A 21,094-nucleotide genomic window follows, 5' to 3' on the forward strand; every position below is an offset into this window, starting at 1 on the left:
ATTAATTATGCACAGCCTTCCATGTTAGTAATGATTTTAACTTCGTTTAATGACTTTTTAACATCACATACAGCAGAAGAAGGATACTTCTCATGGTTCGGATCACCTGCGATTAGGTCAGTAATTGCACTTACCAAACCTTCGCCACCCTCATCAAAGTTTGAATAAGGTGTCCAATAATCCATGTTGGCTTTAACCATAACATCGAATGCTGAGCGGGTATTCCAATTAGGTTGATTGGCCAAAATGTAGAATAAATGGTTGTACACTCCACTGGAATAATGAACATCCAGACCACCATAGTATTCATCAGCAGTATCAATAGACTCACCATCACGACTTGGCATATCCATGTAACGTAATGCCTCCCAGCCGCTGTCTTCTTTCATGATCTCGCCGCCAATTTGCCAGCTGCTTTTATTCACAGAATAATACTCAGCTGCCTGAGCTGCCATGTCAGAAAAGGCCTCATTCATTCCGCCAGATTGGCCAAAGTATTGAAGATTGGAATGTTGTTCTGTAAAACCGTGGCTGATTTCATGGGCACCTACTCCAAGAGATACTAATGGATACATCATGGTATCGCCATCACCAAAAGTCATCTGCTGACCATCCCAATATGCATTCTCATAACCTTCGCCATAATGAACTCGCATGACTAGCTGCATTGGGGAACCATCAGGATTACTCAGTGCGTTAGTATCATACCAATCTTTAAACATATGCCTAATCACATGGCCAGCATACAAGGCATCATTTGTTGGAGAGGCGGCTCCATTCTCTTTGTCATAACCATCTCCTTTATAACCAGTTAGGTAAACGTTGGAGTCATTGGTTGGACAATTAAACTTCATTGCTTTATTTCTAGAACTGTATCGGTGATCCATGTCAATTACTTTGACATCTGTATTTTCCATAAAGCAAACCTCATTGCTCATATCACGAGTTAAATCGAGATAGGGTAAATCAGCTCCGAATCGATAGAACCCTGTTTTGTTATTTCCACCAAAACCTGCTCCATTCGCCGAATCTCTTTTTGTTTTTATATCATTCCATTGTACAAAGGGTTTATTGGTTTTTGCGTCAATTATTGCAGTTGGGCGTTCTGGAATTTGATCTCTATGCACAACAAGAACACTTACTTTATAAGCCCAGTGTGCTTTATGCTGAGCATCGATATAAACCATAGGGGTAGATTTTTCATCACGTACCTCTTTACCCGCATACTTAGCTTTAAATTGTTGTAGCGCCAGATCAGCATTTTTCACAAAAGAAGCATCAGGTTGCCCCAATTCAGTCTGTAGGCCTTGATAAATGACGCCATTCATAGCTACATTTGACTGTGCTTTAGCTAATGATTTTGCTGTATGTATGCTATGCATAATCGCATAACCACCATAAACAGGAAATCCTACATATTGTTGCTGCATACGCACGTGAGTTACTTTATTATTATCAGTATGCTCACTTACAAAACTTAAACTGTCTTTAGCAAAAGTGATGCCTTGTGGTGTCAAAGCAAACTTTTGTTTTACTTGCTCAAGAGACGCCTTCTGTAAAGGCATAGGTTCTGCGGCTCTCGCAGAAGATGCTATTCCCAAGGCCAGAGCAACAGCTAGGGGAGATAAATAGTAATTATGATGCATGGAAACCCTCTCCTTATTTGCAACTTAATCTAAATTGAAAGCAACTCATCTCCTGCCAAACCATTAGTCCTTAAAATCAAGCTATAGAATAACCTGATTGGTTTTAACAGTGAGTCACACCTGTGAACACAACCAATAACTTTAAAAATCTTATCCAAGCTAGCATAATTTTAGGATTTTTGAAATTATTATTTATGCCTGGTAATAATTACCATAAAAAATACAGAGATGAAGAGATAAAAATTCTTCCCTACACTCTATTTTCCCAAAATGATGTGACTGAAATGAAAACTTCTTTATTGGATTATTGATTCTTGATAATACCATGCTGCCAATGCACTTAAGCCTAGTACAAGTAATATTAAAGCCAAAGAGAGTTGACCTTGTATCTTAGCCACTGCGATGATCCCACTTGTCAATGCAGAAGTTAAATCTTGCATACTGACATATAATGCCGCCACTGTTCCTGCAATTTGAGGGAATGGATGGAAAACTCCTGCAAAAGCGTTAATAAAAGTAAAGCCTGCCCCCATACTAAATAATGCAATCGGGATCATGATTGTCGCTACATTCATTATTCCTGCAAGAGCAAAACTGAGCATGATCCCTCCTCCGCCGATCATCAACAGGACACCCATAAACAACATGTAAGATACTCCTTTAGACATGACTAATTGGCTGTTAATTATTCCGCTAAGGCAAATAGCACCGGCAATAAAAATTGACAGTTGACCATATTCCAAAGGGCTTAATCCCAATACATTTTGAAACAAAAAAGGAGCAATAGTAAGATAAGCAACTAAACCAGCACATGCAAAACAGGCACATAGAGTGTAACCTAAAAAAATTTTAGACCTTAATAAAGCACAATAATTTTGCTGTATTACCCTTATTTTAGTTGCATCAGGATTAAGATTTTTATTGGTTTCAGGCAAAGCCCAGAGAATAAAAAACCAAAATACAAAACCCACGATAAAAATAAATAAAAAGTTCGCCCTCCATCCAAAATGCTCTTGAATGAACCCACCCCAAATTGGGGAAGCAACCAGAAGAAACGTACTTACAACACCGACATAAGAACCAATTTTTGATAAATATTTGTCAGCAAAAAGATCACGAATTAATGAACGCCCTACTGAACTGCACGAGCCAATGCCAAATCCTTGTAAAAACCGTCCCAACGTTAACACCATGACAGAGGGAGCAAATAAACAAAAAAGGCAACCTATGACACTGATTCCAATACCATAAATTAATGGACGTCTACGGCCAATTTTATCGGACCAAGGCCCAAAAAAAATATGGGAAATTCCCAATCCAAACATAAAAAGAAATAGAGTGAATTGGATTGATGATTCGGTACTCTTAAAGGCTTTCGTAATAGCAGGTAATGATGGAATATATTGATCAATGGAAATTTGCACTAATATCATCATCATAAAAATAACAAAATATATTACCGGTTGTACTTTTTGTATCCCTTGCTGTTGCTCGAGCCTCTCCTGCATCAAAAATTCCTTTCTCTGGGAAGAGTTGAATAGAACGCCTTTTAATTCCTAAAATGATTGCATCATGAATTAATTCAATAGTCTAGTTTTACTGCAATAAAGCCCAGCAAATTTTCACTCAATATCGTAGGGACAAAAAATATAAAAAAGCGGAGATCATGCAGATATCCTCGGAGATATATAGACAATTTTAGGAAGATCAGGCAAAATCAGCCAAAATTGCTCGATACTAACTAAAACATGAAAAAAATTCTGGTTTTACATGGACCAAATTTAAACCTCTTGGGAACTCGAGAACCATCAATTTATGGCGCCACTACGCTCGATCATATCAACACCCGTTTAATCAAAGAAGCAACACAAGCCGGACTTGCATTAAGCTGTTATCAAAGCAATTCCGAGGCGGATTTAATCCAGGCAATTCACCAGGCCAGTATCGACAAAGTAGATTATATAATTTTTAATCCTGCAGGTTTTACTCATACCAGTGTGGCTTTAAGGGATGCTTTATGTGCTGTGGCCGTCCCATTTATTGAAGTACATATTAGTAATATTTATTCCCGTGAGCCTTTTCGTCACCATTCTTATTTTTCTGATATAGCAAAAGGAACGATTAGTGGCTTGGGCGTGCAAGGGTATTCATTAGCATTAACATCAATTATTGAAAGAGAAGCAAACAATGGACATTCGTAAAATCAGAAAATTAATCGAATTGCTGGAAGAAACTGGCATTTCTGAAATTGAAATTAAAGAAGGTGAAGAGTCACTTAGATTGAGCCGTCACAGTAGTGTGCCTGCAGCAGAACCGCATCAAGTTCACTATATTTCTGCTCCTGCACCTCGTCAGGAGTCATATCCTAATGTAAATAATCCACCTGCTCATGCAATGGCTGCTTCGCACCAGGAAAGCAAGCCTGCTGCACCGACTGCTTCGGGCCATAAAATTCGTTCTCCTATGGTAGGTACAATGTACACTTCTCCATCACCAGAAAGTTCTCCTTTTGTGACTCTTGGTCAAACAGTCAAAGCCGGGGATGTTTTATGTATTGTTGAAGCAATGAAAATGTTTAATGAAATCGAAGCGGATCGTGCCGGTAAAGTCGTAGAAATACTTGTCGCTAATGGAGAGCCTGTTGAATACGATCAGGTCTTGTTTGTTATAGAATAGAGGGTACATCCATGCTCAGTAAAATTGTTATTGCCAACAGAGGTGAAATTGCTCTTCGTATTTTACGTGCGTGTAAAGAACTTGGCATTCAGACTGTAGCCGTACATTCAGATGTAGATAAAGATTTATTACATGTGCGCCTTGCTGATGAAACGGTATGTATAGGCCCTGCTCCAGCACAAAAAAGTTACCTTAATATCCCAGCGATTATTTCTGCTGCCGAAATTACTGATGCCGTAGCGATTCACCCTGGTTATGGATTTCTTTCTGAAAATGCTGATTTTGCGGAAGTAGTAGAACAAAGCGGGTTTCGTTTTATCGGCCCCCGGGCAGATACCATTCGTCTTATGGGTGACAAGGTATCTGCCATCAACGCAATGAAGGCTGCGGGAGTTCCTTGTGTTCCAGGATCAGATGGCCCTTTGTCAGATGATGATCGGGTCAACTTAGAAATTGCCCGAAAAATTGGTTATCCTGTTATTATAAAAGCAGCAGGTGGCGGCGGTGGACGTGGTATGCGTGTTGTTCATGGTGAAGCCAATTTACTCAATGCCATCGCACTTACCAGTAGTGAAGCAAAAGCTGCATTTAATAATCCTATTGTTTACATGGAGAAATTCCTAGAAAATCCGCGTCATATTGAATTCCAGGTACTTGGAGATGGCAAAGGTAAGGCAATTCATTTAGGTGAACGTGACTGCTCCATGCAAAGACGTCATCAAAAAGTAGTAGAAGAAGCACCTGCCCCGGGAATTAGTCCTGAATTGAGAAAACAAATTGGTGCCTCTGTGGTCAAAGCGTGCCAAGAATTGCAATATCGTGGCGCAGGAACTTTTGAATTCTTATATCAGGATGGGTGTTTTTATTTTATTGAAATGAATACACGAATCCAGGTAGAGCATCCTGTAACTGAAATGATCACTGGAATCGATTTAATTAAAGAACAAATCAAAATTGCCAGTGATATTCCGATGACGCTTAGCCAAGAAGATATAAAGCTACGTGGTCATGCAATTGAATGCCGGATCAATGCAGAAGATGCCAGAACCTTCATGCCGTCACCAGGAATGATAAAGTTATTGCATCAACCCGGAGGACCAGGCATTCGCTTTGACTCTCATATTTACAGCAGTTATACGGTTCCCCCCAATTACGACTCCATGATAGGCAAATTGATTAGTTATGGGGAAACACGTGATGAGGCCATCGCAAGAATGCGAAATGCGCTTGATGAAATCATCATAGATGGTATAAAAACCAATATTGAATTACATCAACGTATTTTCCATGATCAATCTTTTATGGCAGGTGGTACTAATATCCATTACCTGGAAAAAATGTTGAAGGGCTAATGCTGTGTGGTTTCAATTAAAAGTAGAACATTGTCCAACCTCAGAAATAGAATTACTTAGCGAGGAGTTGGAAGAATTCGGTGCGCTGTCAGTGATGCTTACCGATAAAAATGACAATCCTGTTCTTGAACCTGAGCCAGGAACAACACCATTATGGCCTGAAGTTGTCATTCAGGCTTTATTTTCAGAAGTTTTTCAGGCGCAATATACACGAGATCACTTGTTACAAACGTACCCCGAATTAACCTGTTCCCTGGAAGTTCTGGAAGATAAAGATTGGGAAAGAGCCTGGATGGACGATTTTAAACCGCAGCGTTTTGGCCAACGCCTATGGATCTGTCCCACTTGGTCAACTCCTCCTGAACCCGATGCAGTCAATCTCATGCTCGATCCGGGTTTAGCTTTTGGGACCGGGACCCATCCCACGACTGCTTTATGCTTGACTTGGCTGGAACAGGCTAATTTAAAGAATAAATCGGTTATTGATTACGGTTGTGGCTCAGGAATACTTTCTTTGGCTGCATTAAAATTAGGCGCATGGGAAGTACATGCAGTAGATATTGATCCACAAGCGCTGCAAGCGACTAAAAATAACGCGTTGGCCAATGGACTTGATGAACGCAAATTGTCAATTGATATGCCCGAAGTAGTACATAAACCCGTCGATTTGATTATCGCAAACATTTTGTTGGCACCATTAATGAGTCTGAAAGAACGCTTTCAGCAATTGCTAAATCCTAAAGGAATACTCATTGTCTCGGGCATCCTCGAAGAACAAGCTCCCGAACTTATTGCAACGTATAGTTCAATGTTCACTGCAGTTCATCAGGAAAACCTTAATGGATGGGCATTATTGGCTTTTAAACACAAAACAGATTAAATTGTCATAACTTAGTGCAAGTAAAAACAATCCTGAAATTAGATTTCCTGGAGGTTTGCTTCACTGCACTCAGCCATACTAGTTAAGGAAGTTATAATGGTCCAAGAACATACATTCTCTAATTTTAAGCCTCAAAGAGCCCTGCTTAGTGTTTCCGATAAAAAAGGCATAGTAGCGCTGGGAAAAGTGCTCCATGAAATGGGCGTTGAACTGATTGCCACAGGAAATACTGCTGCATTACTTAAAGAAAATAAATTGCCTGTCATCGATGTGAGTGAATGCACAGGATTTCCCGAAATGATGGATGGTAGAGTTAAAACACTGCACCCAGCCATTCATGCAGGTCTACTGGCACGTAAAAAAAAGGATGAAAAAACGCTAAAAGAGCACTCCATTAAGCCCATCGATTTGCTGATAATTAATTTATATCCATTTGAACAAACCATCAGTAGGCCTGACTGTAATTTCAACGAGGCTATAGAAAATATCGACATTGGCGGTCCAGCAATGATTCGCTCAGCGGCAAAAAATCATGCAAATACGTTTGTGGTGGTAAAACCAGACGATTACCCGGAACTTATTCATTATCTGAAAACACAAAAAATTCCTTCTGACTGGGGATTTACCTTAGCCAAAAAAGCCTTTGCACACACCGCCGCTTATGATGCGGCCATCACGAATTATCTGACTACATTAGATAAACAGTATACTCCCTGTGGCTTTCCAGAGGTTCTAACCTGTCAATTTAATAAACTAACTGACTTACGTTATGGAGAGAATCCACATCAACAAGCAGCTTTTTATGTAGATAAAAACAGTTCATCCGGCTCTCTTGGTGCTGCGCAATTGCTTCAGGGCAAGCAATTGTCTTATAACAATATTCTAGATGCTGATGCTGCTTTGGATTGTGTTAAATCATTTTCCTGTGACAAACCCACTTGTGTTATTGTCAAACATGCTAATCCTTGTGGAATCGCCATAAGTGATTCTCCTCTAAATGCTTATCTAAAAGCATTCCAATGTGATCCGACATCTGCCTACGGTGGGATCATTGCGTTTAACCAAAAATTAGATGGCAATACAGCAAAAACTATTCTTGAAAAACAATTTGTAGAAGTTATTGTAGCGCCCGAAGTCAGTAATGAAGCCAAAGAAATCCTTGCCAGCAAAGAAAATATTCGTGTCCTGGTGACTGGAGCGTGGAAGTCAGATGATGCATTTCGCTTGAATATGAAAAAAGTCGATGGAGGGTTATTGGTACAAGAACACGACTCACTTTCGCTGGGAAGTTATGAATTAAAAACTGTAACTCAAAAAAAACCATCCGAAGAGCAAATGAATGATTTACTGTTTGCCTGGCTTGCCGTAAAACATGTGAAATCCAATGCAATTGTTTATGCTAAAGATGCGGCAACGATTGGTTTGGGAGGCGGCCAAACCAGTCGGGTTATGAGCGCTCGCATTGGTCTGTGGCAAGCAGAACTCATGGGATTTAATACTCATGGAGCAGTCATGGCTTCAGATGCATTTATTCCTTTTCCGGATACTGTGGAAATTGCTGCAAAAGCAGGTATTTCTGCGATTATTCAACCAGGCGGTTCAATCAGAGACACACAAATTATCGCGTGTGCTGAAGAACACGGAATAATTATGGTATTTACTGGAATTCGCCACTTTAAACATTAGGAAAAATTCAGGTAAAAAATATTGTAGCCCGGGTACAGCAAAACGTGACCCGGGTTTGAGGGACCATCAAATTTCCCGGGTTACGCTTCGCTGCACCCAGGCTACGGATATTATGGAGAAATAGGATTATGAATACTCTTGTAATTACTGGTATTAGCCGCGGGATCGGATTAGAAACAGCAAAAATCTTTCTAAAAAATGACTGGCTCGTTATTGGAACCTCAACAACTGGACGCACTGTTTTAAACCACCCGAATCTAAAAATCCATCCACTTAATTTAACAGATTCAGAACAAATTAATCAATTTGCTAGACAATTACCAAAAATTGACGCGCTAATTAACAATGCCGCTGTACTCCTGGAAGATTGGCAAGAAGAGAAAATTAGCATGAGCCAACTAAGAGAGACATTCAATGTTAATGTATTTGGAACAATTGAATTAACCGAACAATGCATTTCCAAGTTAAATCCCAATGCCCAAATCATTAATATCTCGTCAGGATGGGGGGCTTTCAGTTCCAACGACTCTGCCTCGGTCCCGCACTACAAAATGTCAAAATCCTGCTTAAACATGTATACCCTGCTTCTGGCAAAAAGATTACCTAAAATTATTGTCTCCAGTTTTGACCCAGGTTGGGTCAAAACAGATATGGGTACCAACAATGCGCCAAAACTGCCTTCTAAGACAGCACACGAACTCTACGAGCTTATCAATAAGCAAAAGGAAAGCGGTTATTTTTGGCATGAGGGAACAATTAGAAATTGGTAAATTTACTTAAATAAGGCTATTTTCAAAAAAAACACATAAATATTTCTTAATAATAATTCTGCAATAATTACACCCACACCCTTTCAGTAAGGGTTATTCTAAATAAAACTTGCTAAACACCAATAAAAAAACCAAAATATACACCTGTTAATTTGTCTAATAGGAGTTAGGATGACCCATGACAAAGAACTTGCCGAGCTGTTGCAAGCAATAGCAGAAAAAACTCTGCAAATTATCTCTGATGTAAAGGAAACTCCTTTACAAGTTCCCGTGATAATCAACCAGTACATTGAGTTGACGGAGCACTTTCAAAATGTAATGAGTATTCTTTTACAGAATCCGGAAAAAATCTGGGAAATGCAACTTGCATACTGGCAAGATGCGTTTAATTTAGCACAAGTCCAATTGCAGCATTGGTTAAATGGGACATCTATGCCCATAAATGACCCACGTTTTCATGAAGAAGACTGGCTAAATAATCCGTTTTTTAATATGTTAACCCAGCACTACCTCTTAGCTAGTCAGCATATGAATACTTTATTTGAAAATCTGGAATATCCTGACCCAAATACGGCAAAACGCTTGCAATTTTTTACCAAACAATATTTAGATGCATTATCTCCTGCTAATTTTCTGCATACTAATCCCCAAATCATGGATGAAACATTGAAAAGCCACGGCAAAAATTTATTACAAGGGCTTCATAACTTACTTTCCGATCTGGAAGTAGGCTCTCCACGTCTCATGATTAAAATGACAGATACAGAAGCATTTAAGCTCGGTAAAAATATCGCCATTACCCCCGGAAAAGTAGTCTTTAGAAACAGCATGATGGAGCTTATCCAATACACACCACAAACTGCAAAAGTAAAGTCGATCCCCCTTCTTATTATTCCACCCTGGATAAATAAGTATTATATTCTTGACCTAAGCCCGCATAACTCACTCATTCTCTGGTTAGTGAAACAAGGAATTACTGTATTTGTCATTTCCTGGATTAATCCAGATTCAAATTTCTCTCATAAAAGCTTGTATGATTATTTGAATGAAGGACCATTAACTGCGATTAGTACAATTCAAAAACAACTCCATGCAAAACAAGTGAATACTATGGGGTTTTGTATCGGTGGAACACTTCTATCCATGTTGCTTGCTTATAATAAAGCACATCAAGACAATTCTATCCGTAGTGCGACCTTTTTAGCTTCAATGATTGATTTCAGTGATCCTGGCGATATTGCTGTCTTTATCGATGAACAACAAATTGCAAAGCTGGAAGATGAAATGAAGTCTAAAGGTTATCTTGCTGGAAAATTTATGGCTTCAAGTTTTAACTCATTACGGGCAAATGACTTAATTTGGTCTTTCTTTATTAAAAATTATCTACGTGGCAAAAACCCGGTTCCTTTCGATATATTGTACTGGAATTCAGACTCTACCAATATGCCAGCAACAATGCATTCTCAATATTTAAGATGGATGTATTTGCATAATGATCTGGCAAAACCAGGCAAGATCCATCTTAATCATACTCCAATTGATGTCAGTACCATTGACATACCAACTTTTTTTCTCTCAACAGAAAAAGATCATATAGCGCCATGGAAAACCACCTACTTGGGCTTCCAGCTTATGAATGGACCTAAACGCTTTGTGCTTGGCGGATCAGGACATATCGCAGGGATTATCAACGCCCCTGAGGCTAAAAAATACGGCTATAAAGTCAATCATCATTTTCCCCCTCATGCAGAACAATGGCTAGAACAGGCAACAGAATATCCCGGCTCATGGTGGCCAGAATGGTTAAAATGGTTAAAAACTCATTCAGGGAAACTGATACCTGCCCCTGACTTGAATCAACTCCCATTAAAACCTCTAATGGATGCACCAGGTAGTTATGTATTGAAAAAATAACGTAACTTGGCGAACAGGGCAAAATGTAACCTGGGAGCCCGGGGATAAGAAACCCTCGGCTACGTTTCAACTAATTCTTTCTCAATGGTAACGTAATCAATTTTTCCTGAAGGTAAAACAGGAATTTTGCTTCCTGGAAAAATTTTATGAGGAATGAGTAATTCCGAATAAGCCATTTCTTGTATTTTCTTTACAAAACTGACTTTATCTGCATTGGCAGCCTCACTATATAGTATAATCTGCTCTCCTTTATTGGGACTTTTCCTACTCACTGCAGCATGCAATAATTCAGGCCAAATTGAAGCAGCAACCCCTTCCACAGCAGTAAGGGAAACCATTTCTCCAGCAATCTTAGCGAAACGTTTTGCTCGACCAGCTATAGTAATGAATCCTTCTTCATTCATAGTGATTATATCCCCAGTATCGTGCCATCCATCTTCTGGAGCTATGATCGTTCCAGGTCTTTCAGACGAGAGATACCCGTTCATAATATTAGGGCCGCGCAATATAAACCGTCCTCCTTCAGCTATGCCATCTACCGGCTGAATTCGACCTTCCATAAAAGGTAATAACATGCCCACGCTGCCAGGCAAAGAAGCTAAAGGACAATTCATGGAAATCACCGGGGAAGCTTCTGTAGCACCATATCCCTCATAAATTTTTACCCCGAAAGTATCTATCCAATGTCGAATCGTCTCCGGTTTAACTTTTTCAGCACCGGCAAAAATGTAACGCACGCTGCTGAAATCATGTCGCTCTGCAACTCGAGCATACCCCGTTAAAAAAGTATCAGTCCCGAGCATAATGGTTGCACCGGTTTGATAAATCAAGCCGGGGATTATTTTATAATGCAAGGGAGATGGATAAAAAAAGCAATTAATTCCATGTATTAGAGGAAGAATTGAACCCGTAGTCAAACCAAAACTATGAAATATGGGTAAAGCATTGAAGAATTTATCATGAGACGAAAAATCCACTCGCGAAGTTAATTGGCAACAATTCGCGACTAAATTAGAATGGGATAAGACAACCCCTTTGGGAACTCCTTCAGAACCTGACGTAAATAGTATAACGCCTGTCATTTCAGGAGAAACCGGCTTTCCAATTAATTGATACGCTCGAAACGGAAACATCCCCTTAAGTAACCCAGAAAGTTTATGACCTAAATTAATAGAAGGCTTAAAATCTTCTAAAAAATAAACGTTTAACCCTGCTTTCTGTAATTCTTCAACTAAACCCTCCAATTTTGCTGTAGTGATAAATTGCCTTGCTGTATAAATAGTTTTTACTTCTGCAACCCTACACGTGCCCAACAAATTATGAAGTCCCAAACTAAAATTCAGCATAGCTGGAATACGCCGATATGCATGCAAAGCAAAAAAAGTGACCATACCCGCAATTGTAGTAGGTAACATAATCCCTACATGTTCTCCTACTTGTGTTTGTGTTTTAATTTGTCTGCCCAAAATAAAACAACGCGCAAGAAATTGCTTCGGCGTTAATGGAGTTCGGTTTGCGTCTTCAATTTTCGCCTTATTTTTTGTTCCTAACGCCATTCCTTGAATAAGTGCTTCAAACATTGGCATTGGTTGAAAACTATTTGCAAAAGTTAGTTCACTAATCAAACGAAACAAACGGGTACTCATCGCATTTCGATTCAGAGGCTTATTTCCGTCCTGTATGAAGGATCGTATGGGCAATACATGTAAAATAATTTTAGGGAATAAACGAATAAGATGTTTATCCTTACTTATAGAAAAAATACTGTGTTGAGCCCCATCAATTCGAATCGGAATTACGGAAGCGCCCGCTTTTTGTAACACCAGTCCAGGAGCATCAAAAACTTTCAAGCTTTCTTCCTGTAATCCAATTCCCTGAGGAAAAATAACGCAACGCTTTCCTTCCTTTATTGCTTTTACTAAAGCTCTTGCCGCAAAAGCATTCGTAGAATCGATAACAATGACGTCGGCAAAAAGCATCATTATCTTCATCCAAAGTTTACCTGATGAGTGTGGAGGAAACGCTACAGTCAATTGCTCAGGTAAAAAAGCAGCGAGTAAAAGCAAATCAATTTTTGAGGTCCTATTAGCAATAATCACCGAGTTAAACTCAGGTTGATAATTTCCATGCAATTCTACTTTAAACCAGCGGGCTAACATTGCTCTAATCCATTTCCGAGCACGCTGCTTTTGCCTTTCCTTTCGCATAACTTGTTCCATGTTTTTGTTTCTCTTATAAAAATTCGCTTTGAGTTATACCCAATCAATCATTTTTTTTCAAGATTGCAACGGATAACCAGGTGTAATAGACTTCTTAATCAATTGATTGTTAAGGGACAGTAGCGATTACCAGGGTCTGTTTACAATTCGCTATTTTGAGTCAAAACACTGCGAAATATGTGAGTATTGGAGCGCATAAAATCGCAGTATTTTGGCCAAGGGAGCAGAATTGTAAACAGAGCCTGATAAAGATTTATCCTACACAAAATAAATCCTATGAAATACCGAATCATTCATCCAGTTAAGTCACTCTTCATTGTTTTAGCATTGGTATCTCTAATTACTACTGCCTTCTTTTTTCAAAAATCCTCAAGTGAAATTATTAACTGGATTGATCATCTTGGTTGGCTTGCCCCCATTTTCTTTTTAATTATATATTGTCTGGCAACCATTATGTTCTTGCCAACTATGGTAATCACTTTAGCAGGAGGAGCACTTTTTGGCCCCTTCTTTGGCATCCTGCTCAATTTATTAGGTGCAACAAGCGGTGCTGCTTTCTCTTTTTTAATTACAAGGCATTTGATTTATAACTGGTTTTCTCAAAGAAAAGGAGAAAAGCTAGGCAAATTAATCTCCGCTGTGGAACAAAAAGGATGGGTGATTGTCGCCCTTTTGCGATTAGTTCCAATTATCCCTTTTAATATAGTTAATTATGGTTTAGGGATGACAGCAATAAAATTTCGATCTTATCTGATCACTACGTTCATTTTTCTTATTCCAGCTGAAATTGTTTATACCTATTTTGGTTATGCTGGAATGGAGTTCATATTAAAGCAAGGAGCATTTTATAAAAATACTGAAATCTTAATAGTATCCCTAGCACTCTTATTGTTATGCGTTATTAAGTTTCTGCATCTTAATAATTTTCGTTTCAAATATTCAGAGAAGAAGACAATTGATTCAGCAACGGATGATCGACTGTAAAAACGATGTCATCTAAAGAAAATACGGAACGAATACCTTGTAATGAATTCGTTATAAAAAGACCATCCGCATCCTTAAGCATTGCTTTTGTAATAGAAACCTCCGTACAACTTACACCTTGTTGTTTGGAAAGCTGAAGTACTCTTGAGCGAGTAATACCGGGAAGTACACCATCAGTTAAAGGAGGAGTCAGCAATCTTTTATCCTGTATCAAAAATAAATTAGCACAGGTAGTTTCAGTTGCATGATGCTGCAGGTTAAAAAACAAAGCATCATCAGCGCCTAGAGCAATGGCTTGGCGACGGGCTAATATCGCTTCCAAATAATTGACCGACTTAACTTGATATATAGGATTATTACCATCTCTTAGCCATAGCACACTAAGCAATTTCAGTGGATGTGATTCCACCGAATAATTAAAAGTCTGGAAGATAAGCTGGCTTACTTGTGCTCGAGCGGCTAATCCTCTAGGTGCAGAACCACCGCTTAATATCGCTTTGATCCCGCCATGATATAAATTATCTTGCTTAATTTTACTAAGCAGATGTTCTAACCAATGCTCAAAAGAAAGATCAAAGGGGATACCTAATTTTAGTGCGGAGTCCCCTAACCTCTGCCAATGCAAATAAGCACAGCATGGCGTGGCTGCCTCCACTCTAAGCGTCTCAAACAAGCCCTCGCCTAAAAAGACGCGATCATCTATTGGAAACGCAAAATTGCTTTCCCCTTCTGAGAGTATTCGTGTCCGGCTCATAAACTCTAGTTAAACCTTAATTGTCAATTGAATCTACTACGAGTGTTAATAGATTCCGTTCCAAACCGGGCATTAAAGACCAATTCGGTTAGTAGTCTCCAAAATCGTCCAGTTCATCACGTAAACGTTTTTCATCTAACATATTTTCCAATTTCCTGCGTGCATCCAAGCCACGTGGAACTGTTTCCATAACCTCCGCTTCAACATCCAATTCGCTATCAACATCGACGAAGTCTTCTCCGACTTCTACAACAGCATCTTCATCATCTTCAAACAAATCACTCATACCATTCTCTCAATGAGTTATACTGTACCTATACTCTGGATCATTAAAAACCAGGACGGCTTATATACCTTATTTTTACATTCTTGACTAGTTTTTTTAAAAAAAATTAGCAATTACCCTAGGATTTCAGGGTGACAAATTTTTTAAAGCATTGCAATACCTTGAATTTTTACCATAAAAAATCGATAATTTAATAAGAACAATACACTGATACCTGTATGACAGATCAAGTCAAGAAGGCTTTAAGAGATACGATGAAAGAAATACGATCCAAGATATCGGTTTCATATCGTGCTACCGCTTCAAATCAAGTTTGTACTCGCATCCGTTATCTGGAGCAATATCGCCATGCCAAGCAAATAGCATTTTATTTTTCGGTCAATGGTGAAATTGATTTAGATGAGCTCTGGAGGAATGCACTCTTACAAGGGAAACTCTGTTACTTCCCAGTTCTCAATGACGATTTAACCCTTTCTTTTTTGCCTGCAACACCAGATACCCCTTTTCAAAAAAATCGCTACGGAATTGCCGAACCGGAAGTTCACCCCGATTTAGCCATTCCTGTGCAAGAGTTAGATTTGGTTTTAGTTCCATTAGTTGCTTTTGATGTACGATGTAATCGCCTTGGCATGGGAGCTGGCTATTACGACCGTACTTTTAAAGGTAAAGAGAATTGTCCATTATTTGGCGTAGCTTACCAATTCCAGCGTGTAGATGATTATCTTGAGCCAGAACCTTGGGATATTCAGCTCAACGCTGTCATTACCCAACGCGCCATTTATTGGTATGGCGGATAATTCACAAAGCGTTCACACCCTATTGACCGAAAACTGTATTTGTCACATCTTCCAAGATATCCCCTGAATAGATAATTCAAGTTTTTAAACTATCCCTGGAAAAAACAATCTCAACTGCTTTTCTACGTTAAGGCATCAGCATTTATTTCGCCAGTACGCACACGAATCACTTGTTGCAACTCATAAACAAAAATTTTGCCATCACCAATTTTACCGGTATAAGCCGACTTGCAAATCGCTTCAATTGCAGCTTCAACCATATCATCCGGCAAAGCGAGTTCAATTTTAATTTTAGGAAGAAAATCCACTACATACTCAGCACCACGATACAACTCAGTATGACCTTTTTGTCTGCCAAAACCCCGCGTCTCAGAAATGGTTATTCCTGGTACTCCTATTTCCATTAATGCCTCATGAACATCATCTAATTTAAAAGGTTTAATAATTGCCATAATCATTTTCATAAAATATTCCGCTGTGATTATACTTTTGTTAGACTCTTTGCAAGCAATAGCTCAAGCCGCCCATGTTTATGTTTACTCAAACGGTTAGATTTTAGCGCGGATCGCGCCAAATAAAGCCGTTCCCGGGTAAGGGCTGGGCACTTACCTTTGCAAAACCAAAAGGAGTGATTATGTTCGACCCCAAACAATTTGACGATTTAGCAAAAAAACTTTTTGCCGCTCTCCCCCCCAGTCTACAAAACATTGAAAAAGACATCCAACAAAAATTCAAAGATGTACTCCAAGCTGCTTTTGCTCATATGGATCTGATTACCCGCGAAGAATTTGATGTGCAAACTAAAGTTCTAGCTCGAACTCGAGAGAAGGTAGATCATCTTCAAAAACAACTCGATGTTTTAATAGCCCAGCTTAACAAAGAACAAAAGTAATTACAGTGTAAACTTAGGGTCTATTTTACAATTCCCCCGGACTTGATCCGGGGCAAAATGCTTCGATTTTAGAGCACCGATACGGAGCATACACGAAGTATGTGAGTATCGAAGCGCAGAAAATCGAAGCATTTTGGCCAAGAAAGTAGAGTTGTAAATAGACCCTAAGCGACGATAGAGCTCTTGCAGGTTATGCAAGAACTCTAATAGGAAAATTTTGTCGCTCATTTTGTCCAACATTAAAGGAATAAGCAATGAATCTTTCGTTTACTAAAACGCGGAGTACGATTGGGATATTGGCACAGCCCGTGTCAGTAGAAGTACATTTATCAAATGGTTTGCCGAGCTTTACAATAGTAGGTCTTGCGGAAACCGCAGTGAAAGAAAGTAAGGATCGAGTTCGCTCTGCTATTATTAATAGCCAATTTGAATTTCCCTGCCGTAAAATTACGGTAAATTTGGGGCCTGCTGATTTACCTAAAACTGGAAGCGGTTTTGATTTACCAATCGCTCTTGGCATTCTAGCCGCTTCCAACCAAATTCCCCAAAACCAATTAGCCTACCATGAATTTATAGCAGAACTTGCTTTAAGCGGTGAACTTCGAGGCATTTCCGCAATTATCCCCTCAGTATTAGCAGCTCATAAAGACCAAAGTTTACTCATAATCGCCACTGCGAACGCTCATGAAGCATCTTTAACCGGTTATCAAAACATCTATAGCGCGAACAATTTACGTGAAGTATGCAGCTATCTTTGCCAAGGGACTCCCTTATATTCCTTACCGCCCAAGCCAGAATCTTGTTCGGAACCATACCCAATAGACTGGTCTGATATCAAAGGACAGTTTCACGCAAAAAAAGCAATGGAAATTGCCGCTTGTGGTGGACACAGTATTTTGTTAAGTGGTGCTCCTGGAAGCGGTAAAACCATGTTAGCAAAACGGTTTAATACACTCTTACCACAATTATCTGAAAAAGAAGCTCTAGAATGTGTAGCCATCAATTCCATACGCGGTAAATTACCTGATTTTAGTGAATGGCGCTCCCCTCCTTTCCGCTCTCCTCATCATACTGCCTCACCTGTATCTTTAGTGGGTGGGGGTAATCCTCCTAAACCAGGAGAAATCTCTCTGGCACATCATGGAGTTTTGTTTCTTGATGAATTACCTGAATTTAGCCGGCACGTTCTAGAAACGTTAAGACAACCACTTGAAGCAGGAACAATATGCATTTCAAGAGCCGCTGCACAAACAGAGTTCCCAGCTAAATTCCAGCTCATCGCAGCAATGAATCCCTGTCCATGTGGGCAATGGGGTAATCCTCAGGCGAACTGTTTATGCAGTCCTGATCGAATTAAGCGTTATCATGCCAAGATTTCAGCCCCTCTATTAGATCGTATCGACATGCATATTTCTGTACAAGCATTAACTCAGGAAGAATTAATTGCCCCTAACATTAATCCCAAGAAACAAAGTGATCTTATCCGAGAAAAGGTAATCAAAGTACGAAGCGTTCAATTGGAACGACAAAAGTGTCTTAATGCCTCTTTAAGTGCCAATAGTTGTGAAAAAATTTGTGCATTAGGCATCCAAGAACAAAATTTTTTACGCCAGTCTACGCTGCAACTCAAACTGTCTGCTCGAGGATATCATCGCTTATTGAAAGTTGCGCGAACTATTGCAGATATGAGTGAAAGCAGTCAGGTTTTTCAAACTCATTTACAACAAGCATTGTCCTTTAGACATATTTTGAGCGCTCCTGGGACCCTATAATTCCCATAACCTGTTTGCACTTATTCGATCATTCAGAGCTGAATTTTTTTGCACTTGAATTTAGGGTAACCCTAAATTCAAATGCTAATTTGATAAACGTATAAGGTAATATATTATAGGGACAAACACGCCGAGCATTAAAATAATGATGATTACGGATATCGAATAATGTTTCGCTCCATCCCACAGAATTTCATTATTTCCATAGATTTTTTTTCTTTTGCCTAAAAGATAAATTAAACAAATTAAACCATAAAAAAAACTCGAGAAGAAACTGATTCTCGCTAACAAATTAGGCATATTTTGACTGTTCAAGTAATCAATAGGAGCGTTGATGAGAAAAAGACAGGAAAGCCAAACAAACATTGTTTTCGCAGAACTTTTCTGCTCCTCCAAAGCGACAAACCAAGTAAGTGTCATAGGAAAAATCAATAAAGAAAAATAATACATCCAGCCAAAAGGACTCATAAATAACATCATTGCCAAAGTGAGGCAAAAGGGTTGATGATTGATGGGTTTGTTTTCGGTTGGCCCCAACTTTCCCCAATACCAAAGAAGCAAAATAATAAAGAGGACACCATAAGATAAATTAATGGCTATTAAATAAGACATATCAGGGAGTTTCTCCCCACCAAAAAAAAGACGAAAAATGAAACCATAAATTGAGGCATTCCAATCATCGCCATACCAAAATACATGATTCATCATTTTGAAATAGTATTTATAAATCATTGGACCATGAAACAGGACAGGAAGAAATGTGGCAATTAAGAGAGTGACTATCATAGTCACAAGAACTCTCTTCCTGCCTTGTTTTAAAGCATAGAAAAGTAACAATGCAGGGAATATTTTAATCGCAATAATAATGCCCCATAATATACCCGCCAAATAGTCGCGATGATTCAAATAAAAATAATAACCCACCATGATGAAAAACAATAAAATGCAGCCAAATTGCTGCGTTACAAAATTCATTAATGTCGGAAAAAATGCGAAATAAAAAAGGTATAAATTTATATAGTTTTTCTGAAAAAATTGAGTAGAAAAAGCGTAGCGAAAGGTAATGGTTACACCAATTACTCCCAAAACAAAGGACAAACAAAACCAAACAATTAAAGCATTGGAGAAACTTAATCGTGCCAAAAAATCAAAGCTCCAGAGAACAAAGGGTGGATTTAAATTAACAGGTAGTATCTTTATAGAAGACGAGTAGGGAGTAAAAAAATTTCTATAAGGATTTTCGTCATGCAATAATGCCTGCGTCGAGTAATAGAAAGAAGAAAAATCAATCCGTTGATAATTTTTAAAAATGAAAAAGGAAAGCAAGCAATAGAAACTCAGAAGCACAAGAATGCATATTTGCTTGTAGCGATGGCTGCTCATGGAGATATCCTTGGGGCTTTTCTATTTTAAATTGCTCTTCCTTTGTGGATTAGAATAGCTCTGTTTACAGTTCTATATGAGCCAAACTGGCCTGATTTTCTGCGCCCCAATACATATACTTCATATATGTTGAAAATCTGGCCACTTTGGTTCAAGCTAGCAAAATGTAAAATATATCCTACTATCCCTGGTTACATAAAGCATCAAAAATTGCCATACGCACAAAAACACCGTTAGTAACTTGGTGCAATATAAAAGAATTTGCACCATCTGCCACATCGCTGTCGATTTCAATGCCACGATTTATAGGTCCTGGATGCATCACCATCACATCCGAGTCAGCATAAGCCAGACTTTCTTTTGTTAAAGCAAAATCCCGACGATAAGAATCTAAATCCAAATGATCAGATTCCAATAAGCGCTCACGTTGCACCCGTAAACAAATCACTACATCTGCATCAGTTAATCCATCACGTAAATCATGAGTTATTCGTCCATAATGCACTGTTTTCGGCTGCCAAAGTTCTGGCGCGACTAAAACAAGCTCACCGACCCCTAATTGCGCGCAAATACATTGCAATGAATTGGCTACTCGCGAATGCCTAATGTTTCCTAGAATTGCTATTTTTAATTGATCCAACTGTGGTTTTTGTTCAAGAATTGTCATCATATCAAGCAAAGCTTGGCTTGGATGTGCATGAGTACCATCACCTGCATTAATTATATGAGCATTTTCCCCAATTTGATTTGCTAAATTTTGCTGTAAACCCTCTTGCCTATGACGAATCACAAAATGTTGAATTCCCATGGCAGCAAGGTTACGGATTGTATCTTCAATAGCCTCTCCTTTGGTTTCTGAAGAGCTTTGTAGATCCAAATTAATTACCGGCATAGATAAACGATTTGCTGCCAACTCAAAACTCACTCGAGTGCGAGTACTGTTTTCATAAAATAAAGTCGCAACAGGATGCTGTGCATAGGAAGGATAGTGATTATGGTGTTTGAAATAAACTGCACGATCCAGTATAGACTCAATCTGTTGTCGTGATAATTGACTAATTTCTAAAAAATGATTCATAAAAA

Annotated in this window: 19 protein-coding genes; 11 read left to right on the forward strand and 8 right to left on the reverse strand. The window is 38.9% G+C overall.

Going from position 1 to position 21,094, the window contains the following annotated elements:
- Nucleotides 1–5 precede the first annotated feature (5 nt).
- Both proA and FOLKNPGA_RS14330 read right to left on the reverse strand, forming a co-directional pair.
- Nucleotides 6–1,646 carry a zinc metalloprotease ProA gene (gene proA, locus FOLKNPGA_RS14325; RefSeq protein ID WP_182350536.1) on the reverse strand — a complete coding sequence of 547 codons (1,641 nt, stop codon included), beginning with the start codon at nucleotides 1,644–1,646 and terminating at the stop codon, nucleotides 6–8.
- A gap of 296 nt (nucleotides 1,647–1,942) precedes the next feature.
- Nucleotides 1,943–3,154, reverse strand: a complete 1,212-nt coding sequence (locus FOLKNPGA_RS14330) for a multidrug effflux MFS transporter (protein WP_182350537.1) — start codon at nucleotides 3,152–3,154, stop codon at nucleotides 1,943–1,945.
- 240 nt (nucleotides 3,155–3,394) lie between these two features.
- On the opposite strand from FOLKNPGA_RS14330, the gene aroQ reads away from it, so the two are divergent.
- The 7 genes from aroQ (at nucleotide 3,395) to FOLKNPGA_RS14365 (ending at nucleotide 10,924) form a co-directional block, all read left to right on the forward strand.
- Nucleotides 3,395–3,847: a type II 3-dehydroquinate dehydratase gene (gene aroQ / locus FOLKNPGA_RS14335; RefSeq protein ID WP_182350538.1), complete on the forward strand. Its 453-nt coding sequence runs from the start codon at nucleotides 3,395–3,397 to the stop codon at nucleotides 3,845–3,847.
- Complete coding sequence (gene accB, locus FOLKNPGA_RS14340; RefSeq protein WP_182350539.1) at nucleotides 3,834–4,322, forward strand: acetyl-CoA carboxylase biotin carboxyl carrier protein; 489 nt, start codon at nucleotides 3,834–3,836, stop codon at nucleotides 4,320–4,322. The genes aroQ and accB overlap by 14 nt, the downstream gene beginning before the upstream one ends.
- 11 nt (nucleotides 4,323–4,333) lie before the next feature.
- The gene (gene accC, locus FOLKNPGA_RS14345; RefSeq protein ID WP_182350540.1) at nucleotides 4,334–5,674 is read left to right on the forward strand and encodes an acetyl-CoA carboxylase biotin carboxylase subunit; all 1,341 of its coding nucleotides are present in this window, start codon (nucleotides 4,334–4,336) and stop codon (nucleotides 5,672–5,674) included.
- Between the two features lie 4 nt (nucleotides 5,675–5,678).
- Nucleotides 5,679–6,554 (forward strand): 50S ribosomal protein L11 methyltransferase, encoded by an 876-nt coding sequence (gene prmA / locus FOLKNPGA_RS14350; RefSeq protein WP_182350541.1) that lies wholly within the window; start codon nucleotides 5,679–5,681, stop codon nucleotides 6,552–6,554.
- A gap of 96 nt (nucleotides 6,555–6,650) precedes the next feature.
- On the forward strand, nucleotides 6,651–8,240 hold the full coding sequence (gene purH / locus FOLKNPGA_RS14355) for a bifunctional phosphoribosylaminoimidazolecarboxamide formyltransferase/IMP cyclohydrolase (RefSeq protein WP_182350542.1): 1,590 nt from the start codon (nucleotides 6,651–6,653) through the stop codon (nucleotides 8,238–8,240).
- Between the two features lie 128 nt (nucleotides 8,241–8,368).
- Nucleotides 8,369–9,010 carry an SDR family NAD(P)-dependent oxidoreductase gene (locus tag FOLKNPGA_RS14360; protein ID WP_182350543.1) on the forward strand — a complete coding sequence of 214 codons (642 nt, stop codon included), beginning with the start codon at nucleotides 8,369–8,371 and terminating at the stop codon, nucleotides 9,008–9,010.
- A gap of 171 nt (nucleotides 9,011–9,181) precedes the next feature.
- The gene (locus FOLKNPGA_RS14365; RefSeq protein WP_182350544.1) at nucleotides 9,182–10,924 is read left to right on the forward strand and encodes an alpha/beta hydrolase; all 1,743 of its coding nucleotides are present in this window, start codon (nucleotides 9,182–9,184) and stop codon (nucleotides 10,922–10,924) included.
- Nucleotides 10,925–10,983: 59 nt separating this feature from the next.
- On the opposite strand, the gene FOLKNPGA_RS14370 is transcribed toward FOLKNPGA_RS14365, so the two are convergent.
- A complete protein-coding gene (locus FOLKNPGA_RS14370; RefSeq protein ID WP_182350545.1) occupies nucleotides 10,984–13,143 on the reverse strand; it encodes an AMP-binding protein in 2,160 nt (719 codons plus the stop codon).
- Between the two features lie 276 nt (nucleotides 13,144–13,419).
- Here FOLKNPGA_RS14370 and FOLKNPGA_RS14375 point away from each other — a divergent pair, with 276 nt between their 5' ends.
- Complete coding sequence (locus FOLKNPGA_RS14375; RefSeq protein ID WP_182350546.1) at nucleotides 13,420–14,127, forward strand: TVP38/TMEM64 family protein; 708 nt, start codon at nucleotides 13,420–13,422, stop codon at nucleotides 14,125–14,127.
- On the opposite strand, the gene FOLKNPGA_RS14380 is transcribed toward FOLKNPGA_RS14375, so the two are convergent.
- Both FOLKNPGA_RS14380 and FOLKNPGA_RS14385 read right to left on the reverse strand, forming a co-directional pair.
- On the reverse strand, nucleotides 14,075–14,881 hold the full coding sequence (locus FOLKNPGA_RS14380; RefSeq protein ID WP_182350547.1) for an aminotransferase class IV: 807 nt from the start codon (nucleotides 14,879–14,881) through the stop codon (nucleotides 14,075–14,077). The two genes, FOLKNPGA_RS14375 and FOLKNPGA_RS14380, sit on opposite strands and share 53 nt — an antisense overlap.
- Before the next feature lie 88 nt (nucleotides 14,882–14,969).
- Nucleotides 14,970–15,167 carry a PA3496 family putative envelope integrity protein gene (locus tag FOLKNPGA_RS14385; RefSeq protein ID WP_182350548.1) on the reverse strand — a complete coding sequence of 66 codons (198 nt, stop codon included), beginning with the start codon at nucleotides 15,165–15,167 and terminating at the stop codon, nucleotides 14,970–14,972.
- A 218-nt stretch (nucleotides 15,168–15,385) separates the two neighbouring features.
- On the opposite strand from FOLKNPGA_RS14385, the gene FOLKNPGA_RS14390 reads away from it, so the two are divergent.
- The gene (locus tag FOLKNPGA_RS14390) at nucleotides 15,386–15,964 is read left to right on the forward strand and encodes a 5-formyltetrahydrofolate cyclo-ligase (protein WP_182350549.1); all 579 of its coding nucleotides are present in this window, start codon (nucleotides 15,386–15,388) and stop codon (nucleotides 15,962–15,964) included.
- A 122-nt stretch (nucleotides 15,965–16,086) separates the two neighbouring features.
- Here the strand turns inward: FOLKNPGA_RS14390 and FOLKNPGA_RS14395 are convergent, their stop codons facing one another.
- Nucleotides 16,087–16,428, reverse strand: coding sequence for a P-II family nitrogen regulator (locus tag FOLKNPGA_RS14395; RefSeq protein WP_019233538.1), 342 nt, complete (start codon nucleotides 16,426–16,428; stop codon nucleotides 16,087–16,089).
- A gap of 170 nt (nucleotides 16,429–16,598) precedes the next feature.
- On the opposite strand from FOLKNPGA_RS14395, the gene FOLKNPGA_RS14400 reads away from it, so the two are divergent.
- The gene (locus tag FOLKNPGA_RS14400; RefSeq protein ID WP_019233537.1) at nucleotides 16,599–16,856 is read left to right on the forward strand and encodes an accessory factor UbiK family protein; all 258 of its coding nucleotides are present in this window, start codon (nucleotides 16,599–16,601) and stop codon (nucleotides 16,854–16,856) included.
- Nucleotides 16,857–17,110: 254 nt separating this feature from the next.
- Nucleotides 17,111–18,628: a YifB family Mg chelatase-like AAA ATPase gene (locus FOLKNPGA_RS14405; RefSeq protein ID WP_182350550.1), complete on the forward strand. Its 1,518-nt coding sequence runs from the start codon at nucleotides 17,111–17,113 to the stop codon at nucleotides 18,626–18,628.
- Between the two features lie 84 nt (nucleotides 18,629–18,712).
- Here FOLKNPGA_RS14405 and FOLKNPGA_RS14410 read toward each other — a convergent pair whose 3' ends face one another.
- Both FOLKNPGA_RS14410 and FOLKNPGA_RS14415 read right to left on the reverse strand, forming a co-directional pair.
- Complete coding sequence (locus tag FOLKNPGA_RS14410; protein WP_182350551.1) at nucleotides 18,713–20,011, reverse strand: glycosyltransferase family 87 protein; 1,299 nt, start codon at nucleotides 20,009–20,011, stop codon at nucleotides 18,713–18,715.
- Nucleotides 20,012–20,192: 181 nt separating this feature from the next.
- Nucleotides 20,193–21,089, reverse strand: a complete 897-nt coding sequence (locus FOLKNPGA_RS14415) for an aspartate carbamoyltransferase catalytic subunit (RefSeq protein WP_182350552.1) — start codon at nucleotides 21,087–21,089, stop codon at nucleotides 20,193–20,195.
- Nucleotides 21,090–21,094: the final 5 nt, after the last annotated feature.

Source organism: Legionella sp. PC1000 (genome assembly GCF_014109805.1).
Classification (GTDB): Bacteria; Pseudomonadota; Gammaproteobacteria; order Legionellales; family Legionellaceae; genus Legionella; species Legionella resiliens.